The 19,814-nt window shown below is 73.5% G+C and carries 17 protein-coding genes; 5 read left to right on the top strand and 12 right to left on the bottom strand.

The genetic code is table 11. The features are described from left to right. Positions 1–89: 89 nt before the first annotated feature. Complete coding sequence (locus TPA0908_RS20710) at positions 90–2,084, top strand: acyl-CoA dehydrogenase family protein (protein WP_374709235.1); 1,995 nt, start codon at positions 90–92, stop codon at positions 2,082–2,084. A gap of 14 nt (positions 2,085–2,098) precedes the next feature. Here the strand turns inward: TPA0908_RS20710 and TPA0908_RS20705 are convergent, their stop codons facing one another. Next, positions 2,099–2,947 carry a hypothetical protein gene (locus TPA0908_RS20705; protein ID WP_281940345.1) on the bottom strand — a complete coding sequence of 283 codons (849 nt, stop codon included), beginning with the start codon at positions 2,945–2,947 and terminating at the stop codon, positions 2,099–2,101. Positions 2,948–3,112: 165 nt separating this feature from the next. Here TPA0908_RS20705 and TPA0908_RS20700 point away from each other — a divergent pair, with 165 nt between their 5' ends. Next, positions 3,113–3,562, top strand: coding sequence for an OsmC family protein (locus TPA0908_RS20700; RefSeq protein WP_281940344.1), 450 nt, complete (start codon positions 3,113–3,115; stop codon positions 3,560–3,562). Between the two features lie 124 nt (positions 3,563–3,686). Here the strand turns inward: TPA0908_RS20700 and TPA0908_RS20695 are convergent, their stop codons facing one another. The 3 genes from TPA0908_RS20695 to TPA0908_RS20685 form a co-directional block, all read right to left on the bottom strand. Then, positions 3,687–4,574: a hypothetical protein gene (locus TPA0908_RS20695; RefSeq protein WP_281940342.1), complete on the bottom strand. Its 888-nt coding sequence runs from the start codon at positions 4,572–4,574 to the stop codon at positions 3,687–3,689. A 72-nt stretch (positions 4,575–4,646) separates the two neighbouring features. After that, positions 4,647–6,146, bottom strand: coding sequence for a SulP family inorganic anion transporter (locus TPA0908_RS20690; protein ID WP_281940340.1), 1,500 nt, complete (start codon positions 6,144–6,146; stop codon positions 4,647–4,649). A gap of 466 nt (positions 6,147–6,612) precedes the next feature. Then, a complete protein-coding gene (locus TPA0908_RS20685) occupies positions 6,613–8,568 on the bottom strand; it encodes an elongation factor G (RefSeq protein WP_281940338.1) in 1,956 nt (651 codons plus the stop codon). Between the two features lie 401 nt (positions 8,569–8,969). On the opposite strand from TPA0908_RS20685, the gene TPA0908_RS20680 reads away from it, so the two are divergent. Both TPA0908_RS20680 and TPA0908_RS20675 read left to right on the top strand, forming a co-directional pair. Continuing rightward, the gene (locus TPA0908_RS20680) at positions 8,970–9,284 is read left to right on the top strand and encodes a hypothetical protein (protein ID WP_281940336.1); all 315 of its coding nucleotides are present in this window, start codon (positions 8,970–8,972) and stop codon (positions 9,282–9,284) included. A gap of 532 nt (positions 9,285–9,816) precedes the next feature. Then, positions 9,817–10,701: an aminoglycoside phosphotransferase family protein gene (locus tag TPA0908_RS20675; RefSeq protein ID WP_281940334.1), complete on the top strand. Its 885-nt coding sequence runs from the start codon at positions 9,817–9,819 to the stop codon at positions 10,699–10,701. Positions 10,702–10,851: 150 nt separating this feature from the next. On the opposite strand, the gene TPA0908_RS20670 is transcribed toward TPA0908_RS20675, so the two are convergent. Both TPA0908_RS20670 and TPA0908_RS20665 read right to left on the bottom strand, forming a co-directional pair. After that, positions 10,852–11,625, bottom strand: coding sequence for a hypothetical protein (locus tag TPA0908_RS20670; RefSeq protein WP_281940332.1), 774 nt, complete (start codon positions 11,623–11,625; stop codon positions 10,852–10,854). Positions 11,626–11,648: 23 nt separating this feature from the next. Then, the gene (locus tag TPA0908_RS20665) at positions 11,649–13,112 is read right to left on the bottom strand and encodes an endo-1,4-beta-xylanase (protein WP_281940330.1); all 1,464 of its coding nucleotides are present in this window, start codon (positions 13,110–13,112) and stop codon (positions 11,649–11,651) included. A 370-nt stretch (positions 13,113–13,482) separates the two neighbouring features. Here TPA0908_RS20665 and TPA0908_RS20660 point away from each other — a divergent pair, with 370 nt between their 5' ends. Beyond that, positions 13,483–14,094 carry a DedA family protein gene (locus TPA0908_RS20660; protein WP_281940328.1) on the top strand — a complete coding sequence of 204 codons (612 nt, stop codon included), beginning with the start codon at positions 13,483–13,485 and terminating at the stop codon, positions 14,092–14,094. 1 nt (position 14,095) lies between these two features. Here the strand turns inward: TPA0908_RS20660 and TPA0908_RS20655 are convergent, their stop codons facing one another. The 6 genes from TPA0908_RS20655 to TPA0908_RS20630 all read right to left on the bottom strand — a co-directional run bounded on the left by TPA0908_RS20655 (position 14,096) and on the right by TPA0908_RS20630 (position 19,678). Continuing rightward, complete coding sequence (locus TPA0908_RS20655) at positions 14,096–14,761, bottom strand: LutC/YkgG family protein (RefSeq protein ID WP_308447839.1); 666 nt, start codon at positions 14,759–14,761, stop codon at positions 14,096–14,098. Next, positions 14,728–16,146: a lactate utilization protein B gene (locus TPA0908_RS20650; RefSeq protein ID WP_281942625.1), complete on the bottom strand. Its 1,419-nt coding sequence runs from the start codon at positions 16,144–16,146 to the stop codon at positions 14,728–14,730. Before TPA0908_RS20650 ends, TPA0908_RS20655 begins: the two co-directional genes overlap by 34 nt. A 20-nt stretch (positions 16,147–16,166) precedes the next feature. Further along, entirely contained in the window at positions 16,167–16,901 is a 735-nt protein-coding gene (locus tag TPA0908_RS20645; RefSeq protein ID WP_281940326.1) for a (Fe-S)-binding protein, read from the bottom strand. Between the two features lie 112 nt (positions 16,902–17,013). Next, positions 17,014–17,982, bottom strand: a complete 969-nt coding sequence (locus tag TPA0908_RS20640) for an aldo/keto reductase (RefSeq protein ID WP_281940325.1) — start codon at positions 17,980–17,982, stop codon at positions 17,014–17,016. Continuing rightward, the gene (locus TPA0908_RS20635) at positions 17,982–18,824 is read right to left on the bottom strand and encodes an SDR family NAD(P)-dependent oxidoreductase (RefSeq protein WP_281940324.1); all 843 of its coding nucleotides are present in this window, start codon (positions 18,822–18,824) and stop codon (positions 17,982–17,984) included. The genes TPA0908_RS20640 and TPA0908_RS20635 overlap by 1 nt, the downstream gene beginning before the upstream one ends. Beyond that, entirely contained in the window at positions 18,821–19,678 is an 858-nt protein-coding gene (locus TPA0908_RS20630; protein WP_281940323.1) for a fumarylacetoacetate hydrolase family protein, read from the bottom strand. The genes TPA0908_RS20635 and TPA0908_RS20630 overlap by 4 nt, the downstream gene beginning before the upstream one ends. Positions 19,679–19,814 lie beyond the last annotated feature (136 nt).

Raw genomic sequence — 19,814 nt, 5'->3', positions numbered from 1 at the left:
TCGATATGCCCGGCGAACCGGTCGCCGTGACGGCTCTCACCACGTCACCGCGGCTGATCAGCGGCGTTCTCCGGGTAGGAGAGGTGGGTATGACGTCGGCATCCGAGGTAGCCATGAGCAACGAGACCGGCCCGGTCGACCCGGCCCGCCTGCGGGCCGTGCTCGACGGCCCGTGGGCCCGGGTCCGCGACGCGCACCGCGAGCACCTCGACGGGCGTTTCCTACCGGTGTACGGCGAGACCGGCGACCAGGCGCGCGAGCGGATCAGCCGGCTGCTCCGCGAACTCCCGGTCGAGCTGGGGATCGGCGGGGGCTTCCCCACCGAGTACGGCGGCGACTCCGACGTCGGCGCCTCGATCGTCGCCATCGAGATGCTGGCCCAGGTCGACCTGTCGCTGATGGTGAAGGCGGGCGTGCAGTGGGGCCTGTTCGGCGGCGCGGTCGCGGCCCTCGGCACCCGGCGCCACCACGACGCCTACCTGCGCGACATCATCGCCGGCGAGGTCTTCGGCTGTTTCGCGATGACGGAGACCGGCCACGGCTCGGACGTCCAGCAACTGCGCACCACCTGCGTGTACGAACCGCGGACGCAGACGTTCGACCTGCACACCCCGCACGAGGCGGCGCGCAAGGACTACATCGGCAACGCGGCCCGCGACGGCCGGATGGCGGTGGTCTTCGCCCAGCTGGTCATCGAGGGGCGGCGACACGGCGTGCACGCCTGGCTGGTCCCGATCCGCGACGCGCACGGCAACCCGCTGCCCGGGGTGACCATCGGCGACGCCGGGCCGAAGGCCGGCCTGCTCGGCGTGGACAACGGGCGCCTCAGCTTCGACCACGTGAGCGTGCCGCGCGACATGCTGCTGGACCGCTACGCCCAGGTCGCGGCGGACGGCACCTACTCCAGCCCGATCGAGAACGACTCCCGGCGCTTCTTCACCATGCTCGGCACCCTGGTCCGCGGCCGGGTGAGCGTCGGCGGCGCCGCCTCGGCGGCCACCAAGGCGGCGCTGACCATCGCGGTGCGCTACGGCGACATCCGCCGCCAGTTCGGCACCCCCGACGCCGACCGGGAGGTGCTGCTCAACGACTACCTGGCCCACCAGCGCAAGCTGCTGCCCGCGCTGGCCACCACGTATGCGCTGACCTTCGCCCAGACCGAGCTGGTGACCGCGCTCAGCGAGGTGCAGGGCGGCGACGGGCCGGTCGACGAGCACCGGCAACGGGAGCTGGAGTCCCGGGCCGCCGGTCTCAAGGCCGCGCAGACCTGGCACGCGACCCGCACCATCCAGATGTGCCGGGAGGCGTGCGGCGGCGCCGGCTACCTGGCCGAGAACCGGCTGCCCGGCCTCAAGGCCGACACCGACGTCTTCACCACGTTCGAGGGCGACAACACGGTGCTGTTGCAGTTGGTGGCCAAGGGACTGCTCACCGGCCACCGCGACGAGTTCGGCTCGTTGGACGGCTGGGGACGCGCCTCCTTCGTCGCCGACCAGATCCGCGACATGGTGCTCGAACGCACCGCCGCGCGTGCGCTCATCGAGCGGCTGACCAGCGCCGTGCCCGGCCGCGACGACGAGGTCGCCGTCACCGACCGCGGCTGGCAGCTCACCGTCTTCGAGGACCGCGAGCGGCACCGCCTCGACGGCGCGGTCCGCCGGCTGCGCAAGGGCACCGCCACGAAGAAGGACCGCCCCTTCGACATCTTCAACGACGTGCAGGACCACCTCCTCGCGGTGGCCGCCGCCCACATCGACCGGGTGACGCTCGAGGCGTTCGTCGCCGCCATCGACGCCGCCACGGACCCGGCCGTGCGGGCGCTGCTCTCCCGGGTCTGCGACCTCTACGCGCTCAGCGTCGTCGAGGCCGACAAGGGCTGGCTGCTGGAGCACGGCCGGCTCACCCCGGCCCGCGCCAAGGCGATCACCGCGGTGGTGAACGGTCTGCTGAAGGAGTTGCGCCCGCACCTGCGGACGCTCGTGGACGGCTTCGCCATCCCGGACGCCTGGCTGCACTGCGCCGTCCTGCGCGAGGAACCCGACCGGCAGGAGACCATGGCCGTCCACGACGCCGCCACCACCTGACGCGCCCGCGCCGCCTACCGACTCATCGCGAAGCTGACGGCCCAGACGACGGCGAGGGAGGCCACCCCGACCACCGCGGCCCACAGCGCACACCCCATCCCGTACGCGCGGTCGCCGACGAGTTTCCGTTCGGTCTCCGTGGGCTCCCGGCTCACGGCGAGGTAGCGACCGGTTCTCGGCAGCGTGAGCGCGGCGACGCCGCCGTCGAGGATCGCCGGCCTGCCGATGACGTGCAGCGGAAGGCCCGGGGGCACGACCTGCTCGACCACCCACACGCGGTCCACGCGCCGCGCCGCGTCCGCCGGGACCAGCCCGCGGTCGATGAGGTCCTGGAGCCACCGGCCGTGGCGGCGAGGACTGGTGGTCTTCTCACCGACGACGGTCCGCACCGGCGTGGGACCGTCGTGCGCCACCGGCAGCCGCGTCTGCGCCCACACGGACAGCCGCGGATCGTCGACGGCCGCCTGGAGGAGCCGCGCCGACACCACGGCGGTGCCGGTGCCGTCGGCCACCCCGAACAGGTCCCCCGCGGACTGCTCCCACAACACATTCGTACTGGTGAGCGGCGGGTCGCCGGCGCTGTCGACCGTGTAGACGGTGGTGCGGAACCAGACCGCCTCGACGCCGGACAGCGGCGCGACCACCAGCCCGGCGGGCCCCGGCGCGGTCTCGCCGTACACGGCGAACCGCCGGGGCAGTCGGGCGTCCGGGCGCAGCGCGGCACACGGGGAGACCGGGTGCCGGCGGACCCACCGGTGCTGGCGGCCCTCCGACACGGCCAGGGCCAGCAGCACCGGCGCCAGCACCAACATGGCGTATCCGACGAATCCCAGGATCGCGACGACGACCGTCAGGAAGGTCACGCGGCCAGGGTAGACATCGACCACCACCGCCATGTCGCGCCGGGGGGTGGGGGCCAACCCCCGGTGCGACATCGGGTGCCAACCTCCTTGTCCCGGCCCTCCGCCGGCTTCCCGGACGTCACGTTCGTCCGCTGACGGCGCCGGCCGCCGGGTAGGTTCGCGGGCATGAGTGACGACACCTTCCGCTCGGTGGAGATCGAGCGCACCGCCCTCGGCACCTACACCGTGCGGAATCCCCGTGGTGGGTCGATCTCCATCGGCTCCGGCCAGAACGACACGTTCACGCCGGTGGAACTGCTGCTGGCCGCCATCGGCGGGTGCACCGCCGTCGACGTCGACCACATCACCAGCCGCCGCGCCGAGCCGGACCGATTCACCGTCGAGGTCACCGGCGAGAAGATCCGCGACGAGGCCGGCGGCAACCGGATGCGCGACCTCCGGGTGGAGTTCACCGTGACCTTCCCGGAGGGACCGGACGGCGACCGGGCGCGCGAGGCGCTGCCCCGGTCACTGCGTCAGTCGCACGACCGGCTCTGCACCGTCTCCCGCACCGTCCAGCTCGGCACGCCCGTCACGATCGTCGACGTCGCCGGGACGGGCACGGCCGAGGAGTGACCGAGCCGGCCCCGGTCGTCATCGGGCGTCACGGCGGCGACCCGGTTCGCGACGCGCCTCCGCCGGTCTAGGCCATCGGTCACCGCGAATGACGTGTCCGGGCCGGCCGTCCCGGTCGCCGGCCTCAGCGCCGGGCGCCACCGGGTCGGCTCCGGCTGGCCGCGGAGGACCGGCGACCGCCGCCCGCGGCGCGCACCACCGGGGCCGCGCCCGCCCCGGGGCGGAAGTCCCGCGCGACGCCGGCCACCATCTCGTCGGGATCGCGACCGAGCGCCCGACGGATGTCCGCCGGGATCAGCTCCGACCTCGCCATCGCCATCCGCACCTGCACCGCGCGATCGTCGAGCAGGAGTCGCAGGTCCGCCTCGTCCAGTTCGACGGCGAGCACCAGCGCGGCGCGGACGTCCGCCACCGGGTCCTGCGCGAGCGCGCGGCGCTGGGTCGCGGTGGTCCGCGGGTTTCGGGCCAGCCCCTTGCGCACGCGTGCGGTGCGGTCGGCCATCAGGGCCGTGATCGTGTCGGGGTCGTGGGTGTGGGTGGCGAGTCGTTCCCGTACCTCGGGCGAGACGTCGTCGACCAGCCGCGCGGCCAGCTCGGGCTCCAGCTCGCGGCGCTCCGCGAGGAGACCGCGCAGCTCCTTGTCGGGGGCGTCCGCCATCGCCCGGCGGACCGACTCGTCGCAGGCCGGGTTGCCGGCGACCGCCCAGCGGACCCAGCGGTCGGCGTCCTTCACGAGTCGCAGGAGGTTGCCCACCGAGGTCGAGGGGTTCCGCGCCACCGCCTCCCGGACGTGCCGGTCATGGTCGCGGGCCAGCGGTCGCAGGGCCTGTGCCGGCGCGTCGGGGCGGGTCGCGACCGCCTTGCGGACCGCGGCGGACGGGTCGGACGCCAGGTCGATGAGGGTCATCTGGGAGGTGGCGGGGTACTGCGCGAGGGCGAGCCGCGCATCGACACCCGCCCCGGTCGCGTCGCTCACGCCGTGGTGTCCGCCTACGTCCCGCTGCTCGCCCATGGGCGTCATCATGTCACGGCCCGGTTTCCGCTCCGCGCGCCCTGACCAGCGCTTCGACGGGGCCGGTGCCGGTCAGTCCCGGCCGTCGGGCGGGCCGTCCGGGGTCCCGTCCGCGGCGGCGACCCGCACCAGGACGCCCGCGCTGCGGTTGTGCGTCTCGATCCACGTGGTCAGCGCCGCCCGGCAGGCGAGGTCGACGTGCCGCAGACCGCCCAGGTCGAGGTGTACGGGCCGGCTGGTCGGCAGGGCGTTGAGCGCGGTGAGGATCGTGGGCAGTCGCAGGAAGGTGGCGTTGCCGGTGAGCGTGACGTCGATCGGGCCGGTCCCCCCGTCGGCCACCGCCACCCGTACGTGGGAGGTCTCCCAGGCGGTCTTGACGATGGCCAGGCCGAGGCCGACGAGCACCCCGACGAACAGGTCGGTAAGGAGGATGACGAGCGCGGTCACGAGCAGCACCAGCGCCTCCCCCCGGTGCCCCCGCCACAGCTCCGGCATCGACCGCAACGGCAGCAGCTTCGTCCCGGCGTGGATGAGCACGGCGGCCAGGGCGGGCAACGGGATCAGCTCGATCAGGCCGGGTGCGGCGGCGGCGAACAGCAGCAGCCACGCCCCGTGCAGGACACGGGAGGCCTTGGTTCGCGCGCCGGCCCGCACGTTGGCGGAGCTGCGCACGATGACCGCGGTCATCGGCAGCGCGCCGAGCATTCCGCAGACCGCGTTGCCGGCGCCCTGCGCCATCAGCTCCTTGTCGAAGTCGGTACGCGGTCCGTGGTGGAGCCGGTCCACCGCCGCGGCGCTGAACAGGCTCTCCGCCGACGCGATCAGGGTGAACGTGGCGACGCTGGCCAGCACGCTCAGCTCCGTCAGCATGGTCCAGTGTCCGAGCGACGGCTGCACGGCCGGGAGCAACCCCTCCACCGTGATCGTCGCCACCGGCAGACGCAGGACGCCGGCCGTCGCGGCGGCGACCATGACCGCGACCAGCGCTCCGGGCACCCTCCGCAGTCGGTCCGGCAGCCGGTCCCACGAGAGCATGACCAGGAGCGTGACCACGCCGACGGCCAGTGACGTCCGCACCGTGGTGGAGCCGAGGATGTCGCTCCACAGCGCGGGCAGGCCGGTGAACTTCCCGACCCCGGACCGGGGCGCCTCCCGCCCGGACAGCACGTAGAGCTGGCCGACGACGAGCAGCAGGCCGATGCCGGCGAGCATGCCCTGCACCACGGCCACGGAGATGGCCCGGAACCAGCGGCCGAGTCGGAGGAAACCCAGGATCACCTGGATCAGGCCGGCGACCAGGACGACCGTGCCGAGGCCACCGAGGCCGTGCCGGCTCACCGCGTCGGCGACCAGCACGGTCAGGCCGGCGGCGGGGCCGCTGACCTGCATGCTGCTGCCGGGCAGGCAGCCGACGACGAGACCGCCGACGATGCCGGTGACCAGGCCCAGTTCGGCCGGTACGCCGGAGGCGACGGCGATGCCCACGCAGAGCGGGAGCGCGACGAGGAAGACGACGACGGAGGCGGACAGGTCGGCGCCCACGGTGCGCCAGGACAGGGTCGGAGACGACATCGTTCACATCCGGAGAGAGTGGACGGACAACTGGTGGTCCCCGGGACGCAGGGCGGCGGAAACGGTGTCACCGGCGGGCACGGACCGCCATTCGACCGCCCCCGGAGGAACAACATTGCGCCAATGATGAATACGCCGGAGGTGGCGCGACAGCGCGCCGGAAAGGAGATTTCCTCGCCTCCGTCGGGCGGGGCCGGGCGGGCTATCCACCCGGGTCGACGATTCATGGTCCCATGCGGCTCGTCCTCCTCCCGTCGTCGCATCGGCGCTGGTGAGGGGCAGTGCCGGCGACATCGGAGCGATCAGAGAACCGCTTTCCGCCTTTCTGCTACGCCCCTCCGGCAACCCCCGACAATATATCGAGATAAATATTATTCGCACAGCACGCAGCCGCTCGAATCACCATTCAGGGCCCGACCCGAGCGCGTCGGACCCGAGGGGAGGGCGGCACGTCGCCCGGTCGGAGCTACCGGGGCACGGCCCGGAACCACTCGTCCCGGACGGCCGGGTCGGGTCCACGCCTGGGCAACGTCGGCGGCTCCGCACCGGTGACCGGCGCATAGTGGTCGAAGGTGGTGGTCAGCACCGCCTCACCACCGGTGAGGTCGGGAAGGGCCACCACGACCTGCGGCACCCGCGCCGTCGGCAGGGTGCCGCTCACCTCGAGGTACCCGCCGGCGACGACGGTGTCGTGGACGATCGCGCCGACCCGACCGAGCAGCGCCAGCACCGTCTCCACCGCCTGCTGCGGAAGGTTGACGTCGAAGCGCTCGATCGGCTGGCACACCCGGGTGCCGGCCCGGCGCAGCGCCGCGGCGACCACCACCGGGGCGAGGTTGCGGAAGTCCGCCGCCACCGTCGAGATGGACTTGTCGAACTTCTGGTGCGGCCGGCTCTGCCGCGGCCAGTACCGGGACGCCGTCATGGTGACCGTGCAGTCGGTGACCGGCCAGCCGTGCCGGCCCTGCCGCAGCCCGGCCCGCACGCCCTCCTCCGTGGCGGCGACGAACGCCGGCGGAAGCCGGCCGGGCTCGACCCCCGGGCGGAACTCGACGCCGTGCCCCACCGGCGCGGCGTCGACGCGCAACCCCAGCCCGGCCAGGTACGGGTTGCCCCGCTCCTGCACCCGCTCCTCGGCGGCGCCGGTGCCGACGACCCGTTCGATGCAGGCCGTCAGCGTGCCGGAGAACCGCACCCGGACGCCGTACCGGTCCGCCATGAGCGCGGCCAGCACCTCCTTCTGGACCTCGCCGTGCAGGCGGATCACCGCCTCCGCCTGCCGCTCGTCGAGCCGCAGGTCCACCAGCGGATCCTCGTCGGCCAGCTCGGCCAGGCCGGCGAACATCGCCAGGCGCTGGTCCGGGTCGACCGGCTCGACGACCGCCTGCCGGGTCGGTGGCGGGAACCGGTAGGCGTGCCGCCGCGGCGGGTCCCCGAGGTGCTGACCGATCCGGGCCGACACGCCGCGCACCGCGGCGATCTGCCCGGCGGACACCGAGGGGCGCACCAGGACGCCGGCGGGCTCGGTGACGGCGATCTGGGTCACCGTCTGGGGGCGCGCCCCTTCGAGCCGCACCCGGTCACGCACCCGGAGCTGCCCGGACCACAACCGCAGCCAGGCCCGCCGGCCCTGGCCGTCCCGGTCGACGGCGAAGACCGTGCCCGCCGTCGGCCCGTCCCGCTGCTCGTCGCACGGCAGCAGGTCGGCCACGAGGCGGCACAACTGCCGTACCCCGGCGCCGGTGATCGCCGAGCCGCACGCCACCGGGCTGAGGTCGCCGCGCCGCACCGCGTACCGGATCGCGCGCCGGACGTCGCGGACGCGTACCGGCTCGTCCGTCAGCCAGCGGGCCGCCACCGCGTCGTCGACCTCCGCCACGGCCTCCACCACCGATTCGGCGTCGAGGCCCACGGCCCGTACCCGGGCGTCGCGCGTGCCCTGGCCGGCGACCGCGGTGAGCACGACCGGGCACGCGCCGAGTCGCCGGCGCACCTGGGCCGCCACCCGGTCGACGTCGGCGCCGCGACGGTCCACCTTGTTGAGGAAGAACACCGTCGGCACGCCGATGCGGCGCAGCGCCCGCCAGATGGCGACCGTCTGCGGCTGGACACCCTCCACGCTCGACACCACGAGCACGGCGGCGTCCAACACGGCGAGCGAACGCTCGACCTCCGCGATGAAGTCGGGGTGACCGGGGGTGTCCACCAGGTTGACGCTCAGGTCACCGAGCGCGATCGAGGTGACCGCCGCCCGGATGGTGATGCCGCGTCGACGCTCCAACTCCATCGAGTCGGTCCGCGTCGTGCCGGCGTCGACACTGCCGGGGTGGGAGACCGCGCCGGCCTCGTAGAGCAGGCGTTCGGTCAGGCTGGTCTTTCCGGCGTCAACGTGGGCGACGATTCCGAGGTTCAACAGGGCCAAGGCAGAACTCCACGGTGGGACGGTCCAGGGTCCGGGGCGTGGAATCCGCTCGCATCGTCACTCCTCGTCGTCGTGGTGGCCGGTGCCCGCCGGGTGCGGCGGGGAGCATGGCCAGGTTCGCAAGCCCGAGGCGACCGCCACAACCGAATTCGCCGGCAGGCCGATTCCAGCTCGCGATCACCGGTCGGCGAAGGACCGCCGGCCCGGCCGGCTCGGTTGTCGACGATGTCGTGTTGCCGGCGCCGTTCGGACCGACCAGGCCGAAGAAACGAAGCCTGCGGCCCCACGAGATCGACGTGGTCGACGGCACGGCGATCGCGGGGATCGGCGCCGACCAATACAATCCGACGGATGGGTGCCCGCGGGGCACATCCGTGCACCACGATCGAGTGGAGGAACTGATGACCGTTCGACGACTGCTGTCGCGCACGATGGCGGCCTGCTTCGCGGCGACGACGCTGACGGCCCTGGCGCCGGCCGGGACGGCGCAGGCGGCGTGCACGACGAGCAGCTTCACCGTCGTCTGGGACTACGCGGGCATGTACACCGAGCCGAACGAGTCCACGTTGTACGGCACCCGCCGCTACGGGCAGGTCGTCACCGGCCCGACCGGCAACACCGCCAACGGCTGGACGCTCACCTACGACTACTGGAACGGCCTGGCGCTGTGGGCGTACATGAAGGACGGCGCGTTGCAGTACCGCGGCTGCGCCTGAGCGGCCTCCGGTCAGCAGCCGAGCCGCTTGCTGGACAGGGCGACGTCGTCGACGCTGGTCATCGCGGCGGCGTCAGCGGCTCGAACCTGGCCAGCCACGAGTCGTACCGGCCTTCGAGCCTGCTGGTGCCGACGGCGGACACACCCGAATCCTTCGAGCGGGCTTCGAGAACGCGATGTCGCGCTTCACGAGCGGTCAGGAACCGGTTGACCGATCACCCCCGGGACGCGAGCCATCACATTGGAGCGTGTCGACCTTTCAGGAATGGTGCCGCGCCCCTACCCTAGGCCCAGCAGCGTCGCAGTGACGTCGCCGCTGCGACGAACCGGCCCACGCACTGCGATTCAGCCGTCGAATAGCCATGGTCGGCGGTCGTCCACCGGACTCTGCCGGGTGGCGACGCTCGGGCCGGGTCCGGCGTGGTCGCCCGATACCGCATGTCACACGCTGCGGATCCCGCGGCGGCGGAGCAAAGGCGTGCCGAATCGAATGGGATTGACGGGCCCACCGAGTTGTTCCTACGGTCGCTCCGATGCGCCCCGGAGAGATCGTCGTAACTGTCGAGCAGGTTCGCGCCCTGGTCGACGAGCAGTTCCCCGAATGGTCGCGCCTGCCGATCGACGCGCAGCCGCTGACCGGCACCGACAACGCGTTGTTTCGGCTCGGCGATTCCCTGACCGCACGGCTGCCCCGGGCACCGTGGGCGGTCGACCAGGTGACGACCGACACGACCTGGTTGCCGAAGCTGGCGCCGCGGCTGCCGGTGCCGGTACCCGCCCCGGTCGCGGTCGGCCGGCCCGCCGGGGACTACCCGTGGCCGTGGACGGTCGTCCCGTGGCTGGACGGGCACAACCCGGAGAACGGGCAGGACCTCGTGGACCTCGCCGTCGACCTCGCCGGCTTCGTCCGCGCGATGATCGCGATCGACCCGATGGGCGGGCCGGTCAAGGAGGGGATCCAACGCGGTGTGCCGTTGGCGCAACGGGACGAACTCACCCGTCGATCGATCGCGGAGTTGGGTGATCGGATCGACGGGCGCGTGGTGACCGCGGCCTGGGACGAGGCGATGGCGGTCGACGAGTGGCCCGGTCCGCCGGTGTGGCTGCACGGTGACCTCCTGGCGGGCAACCTGCTGGTCGACCGGGGCAGGCTCACCGGGGTGATCGACTTCGGTGCTCTCGGCCTCGGCGATCCGGCGGTCGAGGTCCGGCCGGGGTGGAGCCTGTTCGACGCCCGCGCGCGGGCCGCCTACCGGGAGGCGCTCGGCTTCGACGAGGCAACCTGGGTACGCGGTTGGGCCTGGATGCTGTCCGGCTCGCTCTACTGGCTGGCCGACCTGTGGGAGTCGATAGGCCCAGCCGACCGCGAGGACACGATTCGCTACCTCGACTACATCGTGCGGCACCGCCATGACTGATCCGCGGTCCCTGGAGGGCTCTGCGGCTGGCGGACGCCGCGTTGCGCTACCGCGGCTGCGCCGGAGCGGCGTCCGGCCGCGTCCCCGACCTCTGTGAGCGGAACGCCTGGCCGGTGAGCACCGGCCAGGCGTTCCGCCGGCGGGGTCCGGTCAGCAGCCGAGCCGCTTGCTGGACAGGGCGACGTCGTCGATCCAGAGGTCGAACTCGCCCGGCGTGGTGCCGCCCTGGTAGAGCTGCCAGCCGATCTTCACGGTGTCGACCGTCGGCAGGACGAAGGGCACGTCGTTGCCGCCGTGTTCGGTCGTGGACGCGGTCAGCTCCGGGTTCGCCACGCCGTCGATCCACACCGCGACCCGGTTGTCCGTCGCGTCCAGCCGCCACTCGACGCACTGCCAGGTGTCCTCGGTGACCGGGGCGGACTCCCGCCAGTTGGTCCAGTCGCCGGTCGGGCCGCCGTCCGCGCCGATCCCCCAGAAGGTGCCGGGGACCGTGGGCGCGTACTGGCCGCCGACCGGGCGGACGACCTCCGCGCTGCCGGCGCCGGTCACCTCCACCAACGTGAAGTGCGCCCAGTCCGGGGCGGTGGGGAACGCGTCGACGCGCAGCCGCATCCGGCCGTAGAGGCGGTTACCCGGCGCGGCGACGTCGTCCACGCGCAGGAAGGCACGCCCGTTGTCGACCGTGTGGACGTGCAGCACCTGGTTGCCCCGGCGGGCCCGCTCGACGGTGAGCGTGCCGTGGCGGGTGTCGACGCCCCACTTCAGCGTGCTGGGCCCGCCCGGTGGCAGTCGCTCGAAGTCCTCGCAGAAGAGCAGGCCGCGGGGACACGAACGCGGGGCGGCGGTCGACGCGCCGGCCGGCCCGCTGCCGGCGACGGTGCCCAGCGTCAGGGCGGCGGCGAACACCGCGAGGAACCTACGCATGATCATCCTCCACGTGTCGTCGGTCAGGGGCTGGTGCAGGAGAGGCCACCGGGGGCAGCGTTGCTGCTGCCGTTGACCAGGAATCCGAAGGTGGTCGAGGCGTTCGCGCCGACGGACCCGTTGTAGTCGGCGTTGCGGACGCCGACCGTGCCGCTGGTGCCGGTGTTGACGCCGTTCCAGACGTTGGCGATGGTCTGCCCGCCGGCCAGCGTCAGCCGCACGGTCCAGCCGGTGAGCGTGGTGGAACCGTTGTTGGTCACGGTCACCTCGCCCTGGAAGCCGCCGTTCCAGCTGTTGACCATGCGGTACGTCGCGGTGCACGCGCCGGGCTGCCCGGTGGCGGGCGGCGTGGTCGGCGGGGTGGTGGTCGGTGGCACGGTGGTCGGCGGGGTCGTGGTCGGCGGCGCGGTGGTCGGCGGCGCGGTCGTGCCCGGCACCGTGGTGGAGGCGGCGTTGAGAGCGTCGCGCACGGCGCCGTACGCCGCCTTGGGGTTGCTGTTGCGGTCGAACAGCAGCGGGTTCTCGTTGCCACGCCAGGAGTCGCTGTCCCGGATGCCCCACGTCGTGATGCCGACGCAGCGGGGCACGTTCATGCAGGCCTGGGTGAGGCCCTGGTACTGGCTGGTCGAGGCGTTGGTGACGTCGGCCTCGGTCAGCGCCACGTCGACGCCGAGGGCGGCGAAGCTCGACAGCGTGGTCTGGAAGGTGGACGGCAGCGAACTGCCACCGGTGAAGTGGGTCTGCAGACCGACGCAGTCGACCGGGACGCCCCGGGCCTTGAAGTCCTTGATCATGTTGTAGACGCCCTGCGTCTTGGCGTACGTCCAGTTCTCGATGTTGTAGTCGTTGTAGCAGAGCTTGACGCCCGGGTCGGCGGCGCGCGCGGTCCGGAACGCCACCTCGATCCAGTCGTTGCCGGTGGACTGCAGGTTCGACGACCGCCGGCTGCCGTTCTCGGCGAACGCCTCGTTCACCACGTCCCAGTAGGCCAGCTTGCCCCGGTAGTGGGCCATCACGCCGTTGATGTGGTCGATCATCGCCTGCCGCAGGGCGCTGCCGCTGAGGCTTCCCCAGAACCTCGGCTGCTGGGCGTGCCAGGCCAACGTGTGACCGCGGACCCGCATGCCGTGCTGGGTGGCCCAGTTGTAGATCGCGTCACCGGCCCGGAAGTCGAACTGGCCCGGGTTGGGCTCGGTCGCGTCGGGCTTCATCTCGTTGACGGCCGTCATCATGTCGAACTCACGGTTCGCGATGGTCAGGAAGCCCGAGTCGGTGAGCCGGTCACCGCCCATCGCGGCGCCGAAGTACCGGCCGCTGCGCTCGGCCGCGGCCTTCAGGGTGGTTCCGGGCGGTCCGCTGAGATCGGCGCGGGCGAAGGTGGCCACGGCCATCGAGGACACCGTGACCGCCAGGGCGCAGGCGCCGCCCAGGAGCAGCCTGGCGGCGCTCCTGCTCCGGCGTCGCGGTCGATCGGGTACGTCGTTCATCTGTGCCTACTCCTCGGTGAGCGGTCTGGTCCGTTGCCGCGCACGGCACGGGATCCGGCCGGTCGACGGTCGGCGTGCCGCGCTCGCGGCGGGACCAGCACGCGGCAGGTGACGCCGTCGTGGCGTCCACCCGGCCGCGTCCGAATCGGTGACCACCGGCCGGCTACCCGGTCCGCCCGGTGGATGGCGAACACTCCGCGTCGTACGCCCGGTCGGAGTGACGCTGCCCTGCCGCGATGCTATATCGAATCAATTCGATGCGCGACACGCCCCCGTCCCCGGCGGGGTGAGCCGGCAGCCGGGACCATCGGCCGACGCTTGCGCCGGCTAGGCTCGTCGACGTGGTGGGCCGCCTTCCCGGGACCGGCCGGTGAGCCCGTTCCGGCTGCTCACCGACCTGGTGAGCCACTACGGCTACCCGGGGCTCGCCCTGCTCGTCGGCGTGGAGGGCTTCGGCGTCCCGGCGCCGGGCCAGACCGCGATCGTCCTCGCCGCCGGGTACGCGTCCCACGGCCGGCTGAGCGTCGTCGCCGTGGCGGCCACCGCGTTCCTGGCCGCGGTGGCCGGGGACAGCATCGGCTACCTGATCGGCCGCCACGGCGGCCGCCGGCTCGTCCTGCACCACGGCCGCCGCCTGCGTCTGGACCCGGACCGGTTCACCCGGCTGGAGGCGGTGGTGAGCCGCCACGGCCCGAAGCTCGTCGCCGCCGCCCGCTTCGTCGACGGTCTGCGGCAGCTCAACGGGGTCGTCGCCGGCACCACCGGCATGCCGTGGCGGCGCTTCGTGGCCTACAACGCGCTCGACGCCGCCGCCTGGGTGGGGCTGTGGACGACGGCCGGCTACCTGACCGGCGACCACCTGCGGGCCGTCCTCGTGGACCTGCACCGGTTCGGGTGGTACCTGGTCGCCGGTGCGGTCGTTCTCACGCTCGCCTACGTCGGCCGGCGACTGGCCCGCCGCCGGGGCGGCGACGCGTCGTAGGTCATCCGCCGCCGGTGCCCGGGGCGACGACCAGCACGACGAGGTTCCTGGGGCCGTGCACGCCCTCGACCCGGTTCAGTTCGATGTCGCTCGTGGCGGACGGGCCACTGATCCACGTCAACGGACGCGCGCCGTCCAGCCGGGCGACGGCCTCGGGCACGGTGCCGACGATCGCCGCCGCCGGCACGACGCAGACGTGCACGTCGGGCACCAGCGTGAGCGCACGCCGCCCCTGGCCCGGTCCGCCGTCGAGAACGATCGTGCCGGTCTCCGCGATCGCCACCGCGCAGCCGGTCAGCACCCCGTCGCAGCCGTCCAACTCGCCGACGGACAGCGCGGGTGAGTCGACGCGCAGCTCGACGGCTGCCCCGGCCCACCATTCGCCGGGCAGGTCGGGCGGCACGGCGAGCGTGCCGACCGCCGCGTTCCGCAACTCCGCCGCCACCGCGCCGGCAAGCATCGCCGGTGCGACGACCCGGACCCGGGCCCGGTAGTCGCCGACCCGCTGGGCGAACAACCGCACCACGTCCCCGGTGTCGGCCGCGCGCGCGTACCGCCGGGGCACCTCGACCTCGGCGTCCGGCCGCCCGGCGAGCGCGGCCCGCACCCGCGCGAGGATCTCGTCCCGGGCGTTCACCGGCCCGGCCCCGGCCGGTGCCGTCGCCACCAGGCGCGGAACGACCGCGCCGGGGGTACGGGCAGGTCGCGCGCCCGGGTCCAGCCGGCCAGCGGGCCGGGCAGCGGGCCGATCCGTCCCCGGCGCCCGAGCAGCGCTCCGGCCAGGGCGCCGAGCCGCTGTGCGGCGGCGAGCCGGCGCGGGCCGGCGAGCGTCCACGCCGCGGCGCGCATCACCGCCCGCTCCGGCGACAGCGGACCGCGCGTCGCGTCGACCGCCCGGGCCCGCAGGTGCACGAGGACGGCCGGGATGTCGATGCGCACCGGGCACGCCTCGTAGCAGGCGCCGCAGAGCGTGGAGGCGTACGGCAGGCTGGCCGCCACCGGGTCGTCGCGCATGCCCCGCAACTGCGGGGTGAGGATCGCGCCGATCGGCCCGGGGTACGGCGATCCGTACGCGTGCCCGCCGGTGCGTTCGTAGACCGGGCACACGTTGAGGCAGGCGGAGCAACGGATGCAGCGCAGCGCCTGCCGGCCGACGTCGTCGGCGAGCACGTCGGTGCGGCCGTTGTCGAGCAGCACCACGTGGACCTCCCGCGGTCCGTCGCCGGGGTGCACGCCGCGCCACGTCGAGGTGTACGGATTCATCCGCTCCCCGGTGGAGGAGCGCGGCAGCAGTTGCAGCATCACCTCCAGGTCGGCCCAGGTCGGCACCAGCTTCTCGATGCCGACGACGCTGATCAGGACCTCCGGCAGGGTCAGGCACATCCGGCCGTTGCCCTCGGACTCCACCACGACCAGGGCGCCCGACTCGGCGACGGCGAAGTTCGCGCCGGACACGGCGACGCGGGCGGTGAGGAACTTGCGCCGCAGGTGTCGGCGGGCGGCGGCGGCGAGCACGGCCGGCTCGTCGGTCAGGTCGTCCGGGGCGTCCGGCATCTCCCGCCGGAAGATGTCCCTGATCTGGGACCGGTTGCGGTGGATCGCCGGGACCAGGATGTGGGAGGGCAGGTCGTCGCCGAGCTGCACGATCAGTTCGGCCAGGTCGGTCTCGTACGCGGTGATCCCGGCCGCGGCGAGCGCGGCGTTCAGGTCGATCTCCTGGGTGACCATGGACTTGACCTTGATCACCTCGTCGGCGTCGGCGGCACGGACCAGGTCGACGACGATCCGGTTGGCCTCCGCCGCGTCGCGCGCCCAGTGCACGACGGCCCCGGCCGCGCGGGCCTGCTCCTCGAACCGCAGCAGGTGGCGGTCGAGGTGTCGGAGCGTCCGGTCCTTGATCGCGGCACCGGCCTCGCGCAGGTGCTCCCAGTCCGCGCGCTCGGCCACCACGGCCTCCCGCTTGGCGCGGATGGTCGTGGTCGCGGTGCGCAGGTTGGCGCGGAGCTGCTGGTCGGCCAGCGCCCTGCGGGCCGCCTCTGGGAAGGCCGGCATGCCCAGCCAGGTGGCTCCGCTCACGGACGCTCCCCCGCCGCGAGGATGTCGGCGTAGTGCATGACCCGCACCCCCGACCGGGCCCGCGACAGCAGACCGCCGACGTGCAGCAGACAGGAGTTGTCGGCGGCGGTGAGGACCTCGGCGCCGGTGGCGAGCACCTGCCGCACCTTGTCCCGGCCCATCGCGACCGAGACGTCCGGGTTCTTCAGCGCGAACGTGCCGCCGAATCCGCAGCACTCGCGGGCCTCGGGGAGGTCGACCAGGTCGAGGCCGCGTACGGCGCGCAGCAGCGTCACCGGTCGTTCGCCGAGCCCGAGCATCCGCAGCCCGTGGCAGGTGGGGTGGTAGGTGACCCGGTGCGGGAAGCGGGCCCCCACGTCGGTCACCCGCAGCACGTCGACGAGCAGTTCGCTGAACTCGTACACCCGGGGCGCGGTGACCGCGACCGCCTCGGCGAGGCCCTGGTCGCCGGCGACCACGGCGACCCGACGGTGGTGTTCGCGCACCATCGCCACGCAGGACGCGGACGGGGAGACCACCACGTCGGCGTCGGCGAAGTCGGCCACGAACCTGCGGACCAGTGGCACGCACTCGCGCTGGTAACCGGTGTTGAAGTGCAGTTGGCCGCAGCAGGTCTGGGCGATCGGGAACGTCACCCGGTGGCCGAGCCGTTCGAGGACCCGCAGCACGGCCCGACCGGTGCCGGGGGCCATGGTGTCGTTGACGCAGGTGACGAAGAGGGCGATCCGCACGGTCAGCCCCTCTCCCGGGACGGGCGGCGGGCCGGCGACCGCGGCGCCGGCCGATGCGCGTTCACGGCCGAGCGTAGCCGCGTCGGGCGGTGCCGCCCAGCGTCGTCCACGATCACGGTTCGATGAGCCCTTCCGCGACGAGGTCGGCCCAGAGCGCGTCGGGGACCGGCGCGGCGGCGAGCGTGAGGTTCCGCCGCACCTGGGCCGGTGTCTTCGCGCCGAGCACCAGCGTCGCGACGGCGGGATGCCGCGCGACGAAGGCCATCGCCGCCTGCGGCAGGGTGACGCCGTGGGCGCGGCACACCTCGGCGATCCGCAGCGCCCTGGCGTACAACGCGTCCGGGATCGGCCGGTAGTCGTAGGTGCGGCCGGGCGTGGCGGTGGCGAGCACGCCGCTGTTGAACACGCCGGCGGCGAGCACCCCCACGCCGCGTTCCCGGCAGCGGGGCAGCAGGATCCGCTGCGCGGACTGGTCGAGCAGGGTGTAGCGGCCGGCGAGCATGACGGTGTCCACGTCGGTGTCGGTGACGAACCGGTCCAGCATCTGCCACTGGTTCATGCCGACCCCGATCGCGCCGACCACGCCCTGGTCGCGCAGCTCGTGCAGGGCCGGGTACGCCTCGTCGACCGCCTGCCGCCAGTGGTCGTCCGGGTCGTGGATCAGCACCACGTCCACCCGGTCCAGGCCGAGGCGGTCCAGGCTGGACTCCAGCGAGCGGCGTACCCCGTCGGCGCTGAAGTCCCACCGGCGCTCGTGGTCGGCGGGCACGTCGAACCCGCCCGCGTCGTCGCGCCGGTCGGCGGTGCCCGGCGACGGCACCAGCAGGCGGCCCACCTTGGTGGAGACGGTGAACCGGTCGCGGGGTCGGGTGGCGAGGGCCGCGCCGAGGCGGCGCTCGGACAGGCCGAGTCCGTAGTGCGGGGCGGTGTCGAAGTAGCGGATCCCGGCCTGCCACGCGGCGTCGAGGGCGCCGCGGGCGTCGTCGTCCTCGACGGTCCGGTACAGGTTGCCGATCCCGGCCGCCCCGAACCCGATCTCGGTGACCCGGACCGCCGAGCGGCCCACCCGGCTGGTCCTCATCACCGCTCCCGTCGGCCCTGGGCCGGGCCGTCGGGCGACCCGGCCGGGTGCCCCCGGGTCGGCGACGACGACGGATCGTCGCCGGCCGGGGCGGCCGGGCGGGGGCGCAGGCCGTGCATGCCGCCGTCGACGGCGAGCACGGTTCCGGTGGTGGCGGCGGCCAGCGGACCGGCCAGGTAGGCGATGGCGGCGGCCACCTCGTCGGCGGAGACCAACCGGCCCAGGGGCTGCCGGGCGCGCAGCGCGGCGAGTTCGGCGGCCGGGTCGGCGGTCGTGTCGAGCAGTCTGCGGACCCAGGGGGTGTCGGCGGTGCCGGGGTTGACGCAGTTGACCCGGATGCCCTCGGCCACGTGGTCGGCGGCCATGGCGAGGGTCAGGGCCTGCACGGCGCCCTTGGTCGCGCTGTAGAGCGCCCGGTCGGGCAGCCCGACGCTCGCCGCGATCGAACAGGTGTTTACCACGGCGGCGTGGGTCGAGGCGCGCAGTGCCGGCAGGGCCGCCCGGGTGACCCGGACGATGCCGACGACGTTGACGTCGAAGACCCGGTGCCACTCGTCGTCCGGGTTCGCCTCGACGGTGCCCCGGGCGCCGACGCCGGCGTTGTTGACCAGGATGTCGATGCCGCCGAGGCGGTCGGTCGCGGCGGCCACCGCCTGGATCACCGAGGCGTCGTCGGTGACGTCGCAGCGCAGGGCGTGCAGCGGGGCGGGCACGCCGCCGGGGTCCAGGTCGAGGCAGGCGACGGCTGCTCCCCGCGCGGCGAGCAGCCGGGCGGTGGCCAGGCCGATGCCGGAGCCGCCGCCGGTCACCACGGCTCGCAGGCCGCTGAACTCGGCGGTCACGTGGCCTCCCCCACGGTCTGGCGTTGGTTGCCGAGGCCGTCGATCTCGACCTCGACGACGTCGCCGGCGCGCAGATAGGGCTTGGGGTCCGGCAGGCCCAGCGCCACTCCGGCCGGGGTTCCGGTGTTGATGAGGTCGCCCGGTTCGAGCACCATGAACCGGCTGACGTAACGGATGATCTCGGCGACCGGGAAGAACATGTTCGCGGTGTGGCCGTCCTGGCGGCGGCGTCCGTTGACGCTCAGGCGCAGCCCGAGATCCTGCGGGTCGGGGATCTCGTCGGCGGTGACCAGCCACGGCCCGAGCGGGTTGAACGTCTCGCACGACTTGCCCTTGTCCCACTGGCCGCCCCGTTCGAGCTGGAACTCCCGTTCGGAGAGGTCGTTCGAGACGGCGTAGCCGGCGACACAGGCCAGCGCCTCGGCGTCGCTGTCCAGGTAGCGGGCGGTGCGGCCGATGACGACCGCCAGCTCGACCTCCCAGTCGGTCTTGACGCTGCCCCGGGGGATCAGCACCCGGTCGTTCGGGCCGACCACGGTGTTCGGCGCCTTCAGGAACAGGACCGGCTCGGCCGGCGGCTCGACGCCGGTCTCCGCCGCGTGGTCGGCGTAGTTCAGCCCGACGCACACGATCTTGCCGGGGCGGGTGATCGGGGCGCCGGTCCGCAGCGCGGAGTCCGCGAGCACGGGCAGTTCACCGCCCGCGACCGCGGCTCGCGCCACCTCGACGCCCCCGTCGGCGAGGAACGCCCCGTCGATCTCGGTCGCCACGCCGGAGAGGTCCACGAGCCGACCGTCCGCGTCCAACGCCGCCGGACGTTCCTGGCCGACCGCCCCCACTCGAAGCAGCTTCACTCCACACCCTCCGGCCAGACATCGGATCTGTCGCCTGATTTGTATAGTGGGGCAACTAATTGTGCGGCAAGAGGGGTCGCGCCATTCGCCGCAAGAGATCGGATGACCTTCCCCGGCAGCGGGACGGACGGGCACC

Origin of the sequence: Micromonospora sp. AKA38 (assembly GCF_027925725.1) — a bacterium.
Lineage (GTDB): Bacteria > Actinomycetota > Actinomycetes > Mycobacteriales > Micromonosporaceae > Micromonospora.
This window is presented reverse-complemented; position numbering and strand designations above follow the sequence as displayed.